This is a genomic window from Capnocytophaga sp. oral taxon 878 (genome assembly GCF_002999135.1).
Taxonomy (GTDB): domain Bacteria; phylum Bacteroidota; class Bacteroidia; order Flavobacteriales; family Flavobacteriaceae; genus Capnocytophaga.
In genome coordinates this window covers 233,282-246,883 of record NZ_CP027229.1, presented here as the reverse complement: position 1 = coordinate 246,883, position 13,602 = coordinate 233,282, and the positions used below count along the sequence as shown (strand labels likewise).

General features: G+C 38.0%; 12 protein-coding genes and 1 tRNA gene. 1 reads left to right on the top strand and 12 read right to left on the bottom strand.

Translation table 11 applies throughout. From position 1 onward, the window contains the following. Positions 1–14: 14 nt before the first annotated feature. The 6 genes from C4H12_RS01075 to C4H12_RS01050 all read right to left on the bottom strand — a co-directional run bounded on the left by C4H12_RS01075 (position 15) and on the right by C4H12_RS01050 (position 5,049). Positions 15–1,205, bottom strand: a complete 1,191-nt coding sequence (locus C4H12_RS01075) for a MalY/PatB family protein (RefSeq protein WP_106097271.1) — start codon at positions 1,203–1,205, stop codon at positions 15–17. A gap of 86 nt (positions 1,206–1,291) precedes the next feature. Further along, positions 1,292–2,602 (bottom strand): UDP-N-acetylglucosamine 1-carboxyvinyltransferase, encoded by a 1,311-nt coding sequence (murA, locus tag C4H12_RS01070; protein ID WP_106097270.1) that lies wholly within the window; start codon positions 2,600–2,602, stop codon positions 1,292–1,294. Then, the gene (locus tag C4H12_RS01065) at positions 2,589–3,260 is read right to left on the bottom strand and encodes a DUF4290 domain-containing protein (protein ID WP_106097269.1); all 672 of its coding nucleotides are present in this window, start codon (positions 3,258–3,260) and stop codon (positions 2,589–2,591) included. The genes murA and C4H12_RS01065 overlap by 14 nt, the downstream gene beginning before the upstream one ends. Then, a complete protein-coding gene (locus tag C4H12_RS01060; protein WP_106097268.1) occupies positions 3,257–3,547 on the bottom strand; it encodes a DUF493 family protein in 291 nt (96 codons plus the stop codon). The genes C4H12_RS01065 and C4H12_RS01060 overlap by 4 nt, the downstream gene beginning before the upstream one ends. Positions 3,548–3,835: 288 nt before the next feature. Then, a tRNA-Arg gene (locus tag C4H12_RS01055) sits at positions 3,836–3,909 on the bottom strand. An 87-nt stretch (positions 3,910–3,996) separates the two neighbouring features. Next, positions 3,997–5,049 (bottom strand): branched-chain amino acid aminotransferase, encoded by a 1,053-nt coding sequence (locus tag C4H12_RS01050; protein ID WP_106097267.1) that lies wholly within the window; start codon positions 5,047–5,049, stop codon positions 3,997–3,999. Positions 5,050–5,655: 606 nt separating this feature from the next. On the opposite strand from C4H12_RS01050, the gene mnmD reads away from it, so the two are divergent. Continuing rightward, positions 5,656–6,315, top strand: a complete 660-nt coding sequence (gene mnmD, locus C4H12_RS01045; RefSeq protein ID WP_106097266.1) for a tRNA (5-methylaminomethyl-2-thiouridine)(34)-methyltransferase MnmD — start codon at positions 5,656–5,658, stop codon at positions 6,313–6,315. On the opposite strand, the gene C4H12_RS01040 is transcribed toward mnmD, so the two are convergent. The 6 genes from C4H12_RS01040 to C4H12_RS01015 all read right to left on the bottom strand — a co-directional run bounded on the left by C4H12_RS01040 (position 6,278) and on the right by C4H12_RS01015 (position 13,458). Next, positions 6,278–7,300, bottom strand: a complete 1,023-nt coding sequence (locus C4H12_RS01040) for an o-succinylbenzoate synthase (RefSeq protein WP_371514470.1) — start codon at positions 7,298–7,300, stop codon at positions 6,278–6,280. The two genes, mnmD and C4H12_RS01040, sit on opposite strands and share 38 nt — an antisense overlap. 67 nt (positions 7,301–7,367) lie before the next feature. Further along, positions 7,368–7,772 carry a tRNA (adenosine(37)-N6)-threonylcarbamoyltransferase complex ATPase subunit type 1 TsaE gene (gene tsaE, locus C4H12_RS01035; RefSeq protein ID WP_106097264.1) on the bottom strand — a complete coding sequence of 135 codons (405 nt, stop codon included), beginning with the start codon at positions 7,770–7,772 and terminating at the stop codon, positions 7,368–7,370. Between the two features lie 6 nt (positions 7,773–7,778). Then, complete coding sequence (gene odhB / locus C4H12_RS01030; protein ID WP_106097263.1) at positions 7,779–8,999, bottom strand: 2-oxoglutarate dehydrogenase complex dihydrolipoyllysine-residue succinyltransferase; 1,221 nt, start codon at positions 8,997–8,999, stop codon at positions 7,779–7,781. A gap of 38 nt (positions 9,000–9,037) precedes the next feature. Beyond that, positions 9,038–9,994 (bottom strand): DUF4299 family protein, encoded by a 957-nt coding sequence (locus C4H12_RS01025; RefSeq protein ID WP_106097262.1) that lies wholly within the window; start codon positions 9,992–9,994, stop codon positions 9,038–9,040. Between the two features lie 93 nt (positions 9,995–10,087). Beyond that, the gene (locus tag C4H12_RS01020) at positions 10,088–10,606 is read right to left on the bottom strand and encodes a TonB-dependent receptor plug domain-containing protein (RefSeq protein ID WP_106097261.1); all 519 of its coding nucleotides are present in this window, start codon (positions 10,604–10,606) and stop codon (positions 10,088–10,090) included. Between the two features lie 77 nt (positions 10,607–10,683). Beyond that, positions 10,684–13,458 (bottom strand): 2-oxoglutarate dehydrogenase E1 component, encoded by a 2,775-nt coding sequence (locus tag C4H12_RS01015; protein ID WP_106097260.1) that lies wholly within the window; start codon positions 13,456–13,458, stop codon positions 10,684–10,686. Positions 13,459–13,602 lie beyond the last annotated feature (144 nt).

Below are 13,602 nucleotides of genomic sequence, written 5' to 3'. Positions count from 1 at the left end.
AAAAAACGAGGTATTTACACCTCGTTTTTTTTATTAGTTATGGTTCGAACTGCTTCTTTCAGTTGTATCAATGCTTGTTTTACTACACTTCTTGGACAAGCTAAATTAATTCGCATATAGCCAGTACCTTCCTCTCCATAGATAGATCCGTCGTTTAGGGCTAAGTGTGCCTTATTGGTACACAAAGCTACAATTTCTTCTTGGTTGAGCTGCAATGCGTTAAAATCTATAAATACCAAATAAGAAGCTTGGGGCACAATTACTTTTAATTGTGGTATGTATCTTTCGATGTAATGTATTACTTCATCAATATTTCCTTGTACATAGTTGAGCATTTGTTGTAGCCATTTCTCACCTTTGTGATAAGCTGCTACTACAGTATTGAACGCAAAAACATTTCCTGCGGCTAATTCATTTCCCTCTACATAACTCTCAAAACGGCGACGCAAGGTAGGGTTAGTAATTACAGCGTACGAAGTAGCTAATCCAGCCATATTAAATGCTTTACTTGGAGAGGCAAATACTACCGAGTTTTGTGCAGCTTCTTCACTTACTGTAGCAAAAGGGATGTGCTGATATGGAGGTAAGGTAAGGTCGGCGTGGATTTCATCAGCTACTATAATTACATTATTCTTAGCGCAGATTGCAGCTACTTTTTGTAATTCTTCACGTGTCCATACACGCCCACCAGGGTTATGAGGATGGCAGAAGAGGAAGAGCTTACATCCTTTTATTTTCTCTTCAAACACTTCAAAATTGATGTGATATTGCCCATCTTTTAATTCTAAAGGGCAGTTCACTAATTCGCGATGATTGTTACGAACTACTTGTGCAAAAGGATTGTATACAGGCTGCTGAATCATCACTTTTTCACCGTGTTCGGTAAAGCTTTGCACAGCCATTGCTAAGGCAGGAACTACCCCAGGTACAAATGAAATCATCTCTTTGGTAATTGTCCATTGGTGGCGGCGTGCTTGCCAACTGATAATAGCTTCATACCAACTCTCAGGTCTGGCTGTATAGCCAAACACTTCGCATTCCATACGTTTTTTCATCACCTCTACAATGAATGGAGGTGTTTTGAAATCCATATCGGCTACCCACATTGGTAGCAAATCAGTACGTCCCCAGCGAGGAGCTAATGCCTCTAACTTCAAGGCATCTGTGTGTTTTCTACAAACTACTTCGTCAAAATTGTAATCCACTTTATCTAATGATTAATGGTTAATGATTAATTTTTTATTACGTATGTACCAACTAATTGTTAGGTTGTACCTATCAATTATCGTTACTAATTTACTCTCACAATATTGGCTCCTAAAGCTTTAAGCCTTCCATCTATATTCTCATACCCTCTATCTATCTGTTCTATATTGTAAATCGTAGAAGTACCTTTTGCTGATAAAGCAGCTATAAGCAATGCTATACCTGCACGTATATCAGGTGAAGTCATTAAAGTTGCTCTCAGTGGCGACCTAAAATCATTACCAATAACTGTAGCTCGGTGTGGGTCACACAATATAATTTTAGCTCCCATATCTATCAGCTTATCAATAAAAAAGAGGCGGCTTTCAAACATCTTTTGGTGAATAAGCACCTCACCACGTGCTTGAGTAGCTACTACGAGCACTATACTCAATAAGTCAGGTGTAAAACCAGGCCAAGGAGCATCAGCTACTGTAAGGATAGAACCATCAATATAATTCTGTATCTCATAACCATTAGTATGAGCTGGGATATAAATATCATCATTCCTATTTTCAAAACTAATACCTAATTTTTGAAAGATAGCAGGAATAATGCCTAAATGTTTCCATCCCACATTCTTAATTGTTATTTCGCTGCGAGTCATTGCTGCCAAACCTATCCAGCTGCCTATTTCAATCATATCGGGCAAAATGGCATGGGTACAACCATTTAAGTGTTCTACTCCATTGATAGTAATAAGGTTAGATCCTATACCTTGAATATCTGCTCCCATGCTATTCAGCATACGGCAGAGCTGTTGTACATAGGGTTCACAAGCTGCATTATAGATAGTTGTAGTACCTTCAGCTAATACTGCTGCCATAATAATGTTAGAGGTTCCCGTTACCGAGGCTTCTTCCAAGAGCATATAGTTCCCTTTCAGCTTATCAGCTACTACACTATAAGTAAACTTATCTTCATCATACTTAAAATGAGCTCCTAATTTAATAAAGCCGTCAAAATGAGTATCAAGTCTACGTCTTCCTATCTTATCTCCTCCTGGTTTAGGAATATATCCCACCCCAAAACGTGTAAGCAAAGGTCCTACTACCATAATAGAGCCTCTTAAGGCTTGCCCTTCGGTATGAAATGACTCCGATTTCAGATACTCCACATTTACCTCATCTGCCTGAAAGCTATATGACCCCTTACCTATCTTCTGGATTTTCACTCCTAAATTCTCAAGCAAAGAAATTAGTTTATTCACATCCTGAATATCAGGAATATTATGAATAGTAACCTTTTGGTCGGTGAGTAGAACAGCACAAAGCACTTGTAAAGCCTCATTCTTAGCTCCCTGAGGCGTAATCTCACCTTTCAGCGGAATACCTCCTTCTATTTTAAATACGCCCATTATTTTTCTTATTAAATTTATTGTTGAATCCTTTTTTGTTCTGTGTATGTTGGTACACCTGTGGCTGATTCTTTCTAGTTAAATTCATCTTAGTTCGTATAAGTGACTGACTATCCAAAAGGTCTTCCCGTCTCCTTCTAAGATCTATCTCTCCATTACTCAACTCATATAAGTGCTGAAAAACCACACTATCATCAACAGCTTCCTTATTCCAAGTAAGAAAACTCTTTTTCATATGGTTGGCTATAGAATATTCTAAGGCTTCACGTAATTCTCCCTTTTCCCAAGTAAGACAAGTACTAATAAGCCTTAAAATAATATTGCCATAAAAACGATATTTTAGTCTATGTTGGGGGTACTGCAAGTGGTCAGGATGCTTATGTAACGTAGTAGGCGTAGGCTTTTCATAAGGTGAATCAACATCCAGCTGAAACCCCGACATTATAAAAAGCTGATCCCATAGCTTATGCTGAAAATCTGGCACATCTCTTAAGTGAGGAAACAAGTTCCCCATCACTGCTACAATACTACGTGCTGTACGATTGCGCTCTTCTCTATCTTCCAGCAATACTGCCTTCTCAATCATCTTTTGTATATGCCGTCCATATTCTGGAATATGCAAGTGTGGGCGCTCCGTATTATATTCTAAAGTCGTCATAATGATAATATCCCTTCCACTTTCCCTGCTTCTTTATAAAAAGCAATTACTTCTTCAGGGTTCTTAACTATAAGGCTTACCGAAACTCCTGTATATTTATCACTTGATGAAGGCCGCGTAGTAATCTCAGCCTCTTTATCTCTAAAAACCTCCTTTAACTGAGCTAATTTAGCATCATCCGTAGGAATTATGAATTTATAAAGATAACGAGTAGGCCACAAGCTCGTTTCCAACAATTCATTTTTAAGCCGCTCATAAAACTCTGCCAATTCTTGTTCTGTTCTCATTTCTAATTTAAATATTCTTTGAGTGCAAAAGTACAAATAATTTGCTAATTAACCAAATTACAAAACTATAAAAACACCCTTAATAATTTCACTACAAAAATAATAAATACTTTCTAAAAACCAGAATTTCTTTTCTATCTTTTCTCTAATTAAAAACTCATTAAATTACAAAACCCCACCACAAAGGTAGGGCTTTATTTAAGGCAAACCTAGTTGTTTACAGTTCTTCTTTACATTATTTACCAAAACAAAAAAGGTAACACCTTATAAAATGGTGTTACCTTCTTGTGACCTCGACAGGATTCAAACCTGTAACCTTCTGAGCCGTAATCAGATGCGCTATTCAGTTGCGCCACGAGGCCAATGTTGTTCCTTATTTACGGGTGCAAAAGTACAACATTTTTTGAAACCTGCAAATTTTTTAACAACTTTTTTTGTATTTTTTTTCGCTACTTAACTTGTACTCTCCAGCCAAAAGGATCTAACCCCTTGTTATACTGAATATTAAGTATAGCTTCTTTAATCTTATCTGTATACAATTCAGCAGGACGATTCACAGTATAATCCTTGCCTTTATAACCAAATCCTGATATAGGGCTTATAACTGCTGCTGTTCCACATCCAAAAGCCTCTTTCAATGTTCCATTTTCTGCAGCTTCAATAAGTTCACTCACTCTCACAGGGCGCACTTCTGTCTTAATACCCAAATGTTCAGCCATAGCAATGATACTCTTACGGGTAACCCCATCCAAAATACGCTCACTAGTAGGACAAGTAACCAAAGTATCCCCAAAACGGAACCACAAGTTCATTGTTCCTGCTTCTTCCAAAAACTCGTGTGTAGCATCATCAGTCCACATCACTTGCTGGTAACCTTCATTAGCAGCCTCACGAGTAGGGAAAAACTGCCCTGCATAGTTACCTGCAGCCTTTGCAAAACCAAAACCTCCATTAGCCGCACGGCTATAGTAATCAGCTATTTTTACCTTTACATCGCCCGAATAGTACGCCTGTACCGGAGCAGTAATAATAATAAACAAATATTCTTTCGAAGGTGATGCTTGCACACCTGCTGATGTAGCTATTACAAACGGACGCAAATATAACGCATTACCAAAACCTGGTTTTACCCAATCACTATCAATATCTACCAATGTCTTAAGCGCTTTGTCAAACCACTCTTCCGGAAACTCAGGCATTGCCAAACGCGCACATGACTTGTTAATACGCTTGTAATTCTCCTCAGGGCGAAACAAAAACACATGTCCTTCTTCGTCTTTATAAGCCTTCATCCCCTCAAAAACTGCCTGCCCATAGTGAAACACACTTGCCGATGGCTCAAGCGTAATAGGCGCATAAGGTTTAATGGTAGGGTTTTGCCACTGCCCGTCTTTGTACTCACAAATAAACATGTGGTCAGCAAAAGTCTTACCAAAACTCAACTTTGAAAAGTCCACTTCGTTAATACGACTCTCCTTTACTTTTTCAATTTTTAAATTCATATTGTTTTAGTTTTAGATGTTAAGAATCAGGATTTTAATAATTCCAACCCCAATTCTATTATTTTTCAATTTACTAATTTTTTTATTTCTTCTCTAATTAATTCCTCAAGTTATCTTAAGCCTCTCCCCTACTCTTAGCCCACCACTTCATCACCTTCCACATAAGCCACCCCCATTATATTTCATACAAAATGCTCAACTTGTTATAAGCATTCCAAGCACAAAATCTATATAAGATTTTACCAAGTCAAACTCTCAATTTTTGCTGAAACAACTAAGCTAAAACTCATATCCCAACCACACTTACTCATTCCCCTACTTCAAACGAACGAATAACGAAGGATAAACGAACTATAAACGAAGGATAGTTGCTCAGTAGGTACCGCTAAGCATATCACTAAAGATAATCTTAACTTTGTTAATTAAATTTTCGTCAAAGGTACGAATTATTTTTTAACTTTGCCCCATAAAAACAAAAAACTTTTCCCCTATTTCATAAAACATTAATAATTAAATAATTACAATATACATAAACAAATAAGAGGTAATAAGTAACCATCCCAACACAGCTCTTTTACCTCTTGTTATTTTCCCTTTTACCCAAATATGATTGAACTTATAAAAACCTCCGATGGCTCCACCAGCCTTTACCTCCCCGAACTAAATGAAACTTACCACTCCAAACACGGCGCTCTGCAAGAAACCCAACACGTTTTTATCCATAACGGACTACAATTATTTCATTCTCAATCCCTTGCTATTCTCGAAATAGGCTTTGGCACAGGGCTCAATGCCTTAGTTACCTATCAGCAACACAATAACTTACAGCTCAACATACATTATGAAACAACAGAGGCTTACCCCCTACAATGGGAGCAAGCCTCTATGATGAATTATCCCGAAATGCTCAGCGCACCTCTATTACACACTGTTTTCAAGCAAATACACACTTGCCCTTGGGGCGAAAACATCACCCTCTCGCCTACTTTCACTTTCAAAAAACGACTACAACGTTTTGAAACAATTACCGATAAACAGCAGTTTGACCTCATCTATTTCGATGCCTTTGGAGCACAAGTACAACCCGAATTATGGGAAGAAGACATTTTCAAACGAATGTACAATGCCCTTAAAAAAAACGGAATATTAGTAACTTATGCAGCTAAAGGAAGTGTACGCCGTGCAATGCAAGCCTGTGGCTTCACCGTTGAACGCCTTCCCGGACCTCCTATGAAAAGGGAAATGTTACGGGCTCGGAAGGATTAAAATGTAACTGTCCCCCACCTACCGAAAGCGGAAAAGGAATATTATTAGTATACAAAGCCCCTGTACCCAAGCCTTGAGGCATTGGGTTATGAAGGGTGTACGTCCATTGGGCAATAGCATTAAGTCCTATATTACTCTCCAAAGCAGAAGTTACCCACCAACCAATACGATGCCGTTCAGCAATATCTATCCACTGCTCACTCCCCCTATAACCTCCTATTAACGAGGGTTTTAAAATAATATATTGCGGTTTTATAGCATTAATAAGCTGCTCTTTAGCCTCCAAAGTAAAAACACCTATCAGTTCCTCATCCAGCGCTATAGGCAAAGGAGTATTAGCACACAGCTGTGCCATAGCCTCCCACTGTCCTGCTTTAATAGGTTGCTCAATCGAGTGTAGCTCTAAGGCAGCCAATCGTTCCAAATATTCAGGAGCTTTTTCTGCAGAAAAAGCTCCATTAGCATCTACACGTATTTCAATATCAGTAGCAGAAAACTCTTTACGCAAAGCTTTTAGCAAGTTGTATTCCTCTTCAAAATCAATAGCACCAATCTTCATTTTAATACAGCGGAACCCTTGTGCCAACTTTTCTTGTATTTGTTCTTTCATAAAAGCAGGAGTCCCCATCCAAATAAGTCCATTAATAGGAATAGCAGCCTTACCTTGTGTAAACTCCGAAGGAAAGAGTTCATACCATTGAGTAGCTGCAACTGAGCGGAAAAGCTGTTCCACCCCAAATTGTATTGAAGGAAAATTAGTAAGTTCTTGCAACAATGCCCTTTCACCCAAATGAATATGTACTGCTGTCCATTGTAACTTTTCTTCGTATTCAGGCACATCATCAGCACTCAACCCTCGAAAGAGATTACACTCACCTATAGCTTTTTTGCCATTATTTTCGGCAATTAAAAAATAAGTTTCTTTAGAAGTCAACACCCCTCTGGAAGTACCTGCGGGGCGTTTAAAATGAAGAAGATATTTCATAATTTATCAATAAAAAAACTTTGCCAAAGTACAAAACTTATGGCAAAGTTTATTTCTTATTCTTTTTTTAATCAATTACAACCTTTCTAGTATTTTCATCAATATATACTATTTCAAGTGTAGTATATTGGTCGGGCAAGTACTTAGCTACACGTTCTGCCCACTCAATAAAACACCAATTGCCAGAGTAAAGATATTCTTCAAAACCTATATCAAAGGCTTCTTGCTCATTTTTAATGCGATAAAAATCAAAATGATAAATATGGCAATTGGTACCTTCATAAGGGTTTACCAAACCAAAGGTAGGACTGCTCACAGTATCATCCGAACCCAAAACCCGCACTAAAGCTTTGATAAGAGTAGTTTTTCCCAAGCCCATTCCTCCCTTAAAAACCACTACTTTATGAGTAAGATAAGGGAGGATTGTCTCGGCAACGGTTGCTATTTCAGGCAATCGATAGGTTATTTCCATATAAACTTATAGTTCTAAGGCTTGAGCAGGATTACCATTCATAAGGAGTTCTACAGGGTTTTCCAATGCTTCTTTTACTGCCACCAAGAATCCTACCGACTCACGTCCATCTATAATACGATGATCATACGATAAGGCTACATACATCACAGGGGCAATAACTATTTGTCCATCACGTACTATAGCACGATCTACAATGTTATGCATACCTAAAATTCCTGACTGCGGTGGATTGATAATAGGAGTAGAGAGCATAGAACCAAATACACCTCCATTGGTAATGGTAAAAGTACCTCCAGTCATTTCATCTACCGTTATTTGTCCGTCACGGGCACGGGTAGCCAAGCGTTTTACTTCGGCTTCTACTCCACGGAAAGATAGATTTTCAGCATTGCGTATTACTGGCACCATTAAGCCTTTAGGTCCTGATACAGCTATTGAAATATCACAGAAATCATAAGTTACTTTATCTTGCCCATCAATCATTGAATTAACATCAGGGAAAAGTTTCAAAGCACGCACTACTGCCAAAGTAAAGAATGACATAAAGCCTAAGCCTACATTATGACGCTCTTTAAAAGCATCTTTGTATTGAGCTCGTAGCTGGAAGATAGCAGTCATATCTACCTCATTAAAGGTAGTAAGCATAGCTGTTTCATTCTTAGCACTCACCAAGCGTTCTGCTACTTTACGACGTAACATACTCATCTTAGTTCGCACTTCGCGACGTACACTACCTACAGGTGTACCCATTGAAGGTTTAGAGGCTGTTAAAGCATCGTTTTTAGTAATGCGCCCTGCTTTACCTGTTCCATTTACTGCAGATGTAGGGATTTCACGCTCAGCTAATATTTTACGTGCTGCAGGACTTGGTGTTTGCACTGTTGGTGCTTGCACTACTGGAGCTTCTACTTTAGTAGTTTCTACTTTGGTTGTAGGAGCTTCTTGCTTAGTTTCCTCTTGTTTAACCGCTGGTGCAGTAGCAGGAGCTTGCGCATTAGTATCAATTAAACATACTACTTGTCCTACCTTTACAGCTTCTCCTTCTTCAGCTTGTAGGGTAATGATACCTGCTGCTTCAGCAGGAAGTTCAAGAGTAGCCTTATCGGAATCTACTTCGGCTATAGCTTGATCTTTGGTTACATAATCACCCGTTTTTACTAACCAACGGGCTATTTCTACTTCGGTTATTGATTCCCCTGGTGAGGGAACTTTCATTTCTAACATAAGGTATATTTTTTAGTTTTTAGGTATATAGATATTAATTATTCTGTTCTGAGAAGATTTTTCAATTTTGCAAATAATCCTCTGCTTTCTTGCTTATTGTTTTCTAAAAGAGCTTGAAGCTCTTTTCGGTTAAGTGTTATAAACATATAGTGACCATCAAGCTTTTGGATTTTATTTTGAGGTAAACGCTCTAAAAAAGTTTTGTAATCAAGTTCATCAAGTACCTCATAAGCATTAGGGTCGTTTTCATCACCATTGATGACAACTAAACTGATTCGCCATAGTTTTACGTCGTCCTGACTGAGGTTTACTTGCGTAAAATCTACAAAAGGTGGATATTCATAAGGCAAGACAGTAGGTACTCCTTGTGTAAGGGCATAAACTCCCATCACTTCCTCTTTGTCGTTACTAAAAAACTGTTGGTGTGCAATATATACATTGGGGTGTTCATATAGTTGTTTTTCTACGAGCTGACTAAATGCTTTTACTTTATCTTCGGCTTCTAATAGTTCGTTTATCATTTGCTTAGATAAACATATAGGGCGATAAACACTGAAAATATAAGCACCTTCTTCTTTATCTTCATAGCATCTGACGCCAAAGTTAATATCGTGTCTATAATCGTACGTAATAGCATTGGGTTCATAGGTCTCACCTTCTTCATCAACTACATTGGTAGCCAAAGCTGTAGCTACTTTGCCAATGAATTCTATAGCTCCTAACCAATCATTTTCGGTGCTAGGGGTGAACACACGCACTCCATACTCTTGCGTTTCGGAGTCATAAGAGACTTCAAAACCACGACCGCTAATGCCTTTTTGTCCCATTATCATACACCCCCATTCACTGATAGGGCTATGCATCACTTGGGAGTAATGCTCATCATCTTCATCAATGTTGTACTGTGTAAAACCCTCACGTTGGAGCTCAAGCAACTGCTGAGGGGACATTTCCTCAGGTGCTTGGGTGTTTTTAATGTAAAAAGTTCGACTCATATTTAATTAGCTTTTTTAATAGAAGGTGTAGAACATAAACTACAAAATCACAGTAACATGAGACTATATTCTTTTATAATATATGTTTAACTATTATTTTTTCAGATTTATAAAAAGTACCCCATTCTTCCCTTTATCTCCATATTTAGCAAGAGCAGCAGGATCTTTCAACACAGTAACACTTTGAATATTTTCAGGAAGCAGTTTTTTCATAAACTGAGCTGCTTCATCAGCATTAGGTATTTCTTTACCATCTACTATTACTAAAGGATGTGCTGCTAACGATGCTCCTGTTACTGACAAGCTTTCTTTTTCAGCAGCGACATTATTAGATTGATTTTTTTTCAAAGTAATAATAACTGCTCCGTTTCGAGCACTGTTACCATATATAGCAGTAGCTTCAGCTTCTTTTAACACTGTTATGCTCTCAACATCATCGGGTTTAAGAGCTTTTTCCACTATCTCACTTACTTTTTCATCGGTAAGAACTATGTTGTTCACCACCCACAAAGGTCTATCATTAAGGTTGATTGAAGGTGCACACTTAATTACTGTTTGCGCTGAAGCTAGGTAAGTAAACATCAGCAACACTAATGTAATAATTCTTTTCATAAGATAACAAATAAGTATATTAATTAATAAATATACTTTGCCAAAGTTATAGGCTTTGGCAAAGTATGTATAAATTCTTACTCTTCAAAAACTCTTGCTATGGCTTCATTATGTCTTTTACGGTCACGGGTATGACTACCTGAAGCAGGAGCTGCATACGCAGGCGTACCCACATAACGCCAAGGCACTAAGTTAAAATTCATTAGCATATAGCCATAAGCTCCCATATTTTTAGGTTCTTCTTGAGCCCAAATAAAATCGGTAGCATTAGTATATTTGGCAATTACTTCTTTTAATCGTTCAACTGGTAAAGGGAATAGCTGCTCAATACGTACTAAAGCAACATCATCTCTGCCCAATTTTTCACGCTGAGCATAAAGATCATAATAATAACGTCCTGAACAGAATACTACATGTTTTACTTTTCCAGCCTCAATAATAGGATCATCTAATACTTCTTGGAAGTAACCTTCTGCCAAATCCTCTATTTTTGAAATTACTTGAGGGTGACGTAACAAGCTTTTAGGTGTGAATACTACCAAAGGCTTGCGGAAAGTAGTTTTCATTTGGCGACGCAATAGGTGGAAAAAGTTAGCAGGGGTAGTACAATTAGTTACGTACATATTATTTTCAGCACATAACTGTAAATATCGTTCTACACGTGCTGATGAGTGTTCTGCTCCTTGTCCTTCATAGCCGTGAGGTAGTAACATTACTAAACCATCTTGCACTTTCCACTTATCTTCACCACAACAAACATACTGGTCAAGCATTATTTGCGCACCGTTGGAGAAGTCGCCAAATTGAGCTTCCCAAATAGTAAGAGTACGTGGACTTGCCATAGCATAACCATATTCATAACCTAACACCCCATACTCTGACAATAGTGAGTTGTAAATATGGAAAGTACCTGTAGAAGGTTGTTTAGCTTTAAGTTCTTTTAAGAAACATACTTCTTCTTCGGTATCATCTGTTTTGAGCACAGCATGACGATGTGAGAAAGTACCACGTTGCACATCTTCACCTGTAATACGTACATCAAAACCTTCAGTAAGCAATGAACCATAGGCTAAAAGTTCTGCCATACCCCAGTCGATATGATTGTTAGCTAAAGCCTCTTTACGATCGGCAACTACTTTTTTCACCTTGTTAATAAATGATTTACCTTCAGGCATTTCGGTAAGTGCAGTTGCTAGATCTATTAGTTTTTCTTTACTAACAGAAGTATTAACCTTTTGTAGCATTTGTTCAGGAGATGCAATTTCAAAGCCTTCCCATTCGGTTTGCATAAAAGGTTTAAGTATGGTTAAAGGTTCACGACGTGAAGCCTCAAGATCTGCATCTAGCTTTGCTTTATAGGCATTTTCTATCTCGGTAACATACGCTTGTTGGATAACTCCCTCACCTATCAGTTTTTGAGTATAGATATGGCTAGGATTATCATGATTACCAATTATTTTGTACAAAAGCGGCTGTGTGAATCGAGGTTCATCGCCTTCATTATGTCCATATTTACGATAGCCAAAAAGATTAATATATACATCTTTACCAAATGTTTGGCGGTAATCAAGAGCAAAGAGGAAAGTGTGTACCACAGCTTCGGCATCATCAGCATTAACATGAAGCACTGGTGAATCATTAATCTTGGCTATATCGGTACAATATACTGATGAACGTGAATCGGAAAAATTGGCAGTAAAGCCTACTTGATTATTTATCACTATATGTACGGTACCCGCATTGGTAAAGCCTTTTAGTCCACACATTTGTACAGTTTCATATACTATACCTTGTCCTGATGCTGCTGCATCACCATGAATAATAATAGGCAATGCTTTACGAGCATCATCTTGGCAGTAACGGTCTTGTTTAGCACGAGTAATACCTGCTACCACAGCATTAACGGCTTCAAGGTGTGATGGGTTGGGCACTAAGTTCATATCTATAGTTTTGCCCGTGCGGGAGATACGTTGCGTAGTAATACCTAAGTGATATTTCACATCACCATCGAACCAATCATCCATTTCGTAATCTTTACCATCAAACTCTGAAAAGATGTCTTGGGGATTTTTATGGAAGATATTAGCAAGTACATTAAGCCTTCCGCGGTGTGCCATACCAAGCACTAAGTGTGTAACTCCGTACTGAGCGGCAGCTTCTACCATAAAATCAAGTCCTGGGATAAGACTATCATTTCCTTCTAAAGAGAAGCGTTTTTGCCCTACATACTTGGTATGCAAAAAGTTCTCAAACGAGGTAGCTTGGTTTAATTTTTCAAGAATCTGTAATTTTTGTTCTTTTGTAAAAGGAGTAGTATTGTGGTTTAGTTGTAATCGTTGGGTAATCCAAGCGCGTTCTTCCTCACTTTGGATGTGCTGATATTGAACTCCTACTGATTTGCAATACGTAGCTTGTAATGTTTCAATTATTTTACTTAGGGGTGAAGGATTTAAACCTATTTCGGCAGCTGCATCGAATACTGTATTAAGGTCGGCAGAAGATAGCCCATATTTTTCAATTTCTAAAGTAGGAGTATGGGGTTCGCGAGGGCGCAGTGGATTTATCTGAGCGAATAAGTGTCCGTAAGTACGATAACCATTGATAAGATTGAGTACGGCAAACTCTTTTTTAACTTTATCTAAAAGAGCAGGATTATCGTTATTAACCACCCTTTCAACTACTATTGGGGTGGTATCGTCATCGGTTATTCCGTATTGTTCTTGGGCAAAGTCAAAGCCCTGAAAGAAAGCCCTCCAGCTAGGTTCTACAGCGTCGGGGTTTTGCTGATACTTATCGTACAAATCACCAAAAAAAGCGGTACTTGCGGCATTCAAGAAAGAATACTTATCCATAGATAGTTATTATTTGTTTATTTTTTCATTAATGATAGGCAAAGGTAGTAATTAATTTTGAAATAACCAGCGTTTTTTATTAATATTTTTTATTTATTTTCACAATACTCTCATTTCCAGAATCTAAGTGTTATAATTTGAGTG

Coding starts and splice junctions, on each gene's coding strand:
- C4H12_RS01020 (WP_106097261.1), bottom strand. CDS start 10,606: ATGAAAAGAATTATTACATTAGTGTTGCTGATGTTTACTTACCTAGCT.
- C4H12_RS01050 (WP_106097267.1), bottom strand. CDS start 5,049: ATGAATTTAAAAATTGAAAAAGTAAAGGAGAGTCGTATTAACGAAGTG.
- C4H12_RS01060 (WP_106097268.1), bottom strand. CDS start 3,547: ATGAGAACAGAACAAGAATTGGCAGAGTTTTATGAGCGGCTTAAAAAT.
- C4H12_RS01025 (WP_106097262.1), bottom strand. CDS start 9,994: ATGAGTCGAACTTTTTACATTAAAAACACCCAAGCACCTGAGGAAATG.
- C4H12_RS01065 (WP_106097269.1), bottom strand. CDS start 3,260: ATGACGACTTTAGAATATAATACGGAGCGCCCACACTTGCATATTCCA.
- mnmD (WP_106097266.1), top strand. CDS start 5,656: ATGATTGAACTTATAAAAACCTCCGATGGCTCCACCAGCCTTTACCTC.
- C4H12_RS01015 (WP_106097260.1), bottom strand. CDS start 13,458: ATGGATAAGTATTCTTTCTTGAATGCCGCAAGTACCGCTTTTTTTGGT.
- tsaE (WP_106097264.1), bottom strand. CDS start 7,772: ATGGAAATAACCTATCGATTGCCTGAAATAGCAACCGTTGCCGAGACA.
- C4H12_RS01040 (WP_371514470.1), bottom strand. CDS start 7,300: ATGAAATATCTTCTTCATTTTAAACGCCCCGCAGGTACTTCCAGAGGG.
- murA (WP_106097270.1), bottom strand. CDS start 2,602: ATGGGCGTATTTAAAATAGAAGGAGGTATTCCGCTGAAAGGTGAGATT.
- odhB (WP_106097263.1), bottom strand. CDS start 8,999: ATGTTAGAAATGAAAGTTCCCTCACCAGGGGAATCAATAACCGAAGTA.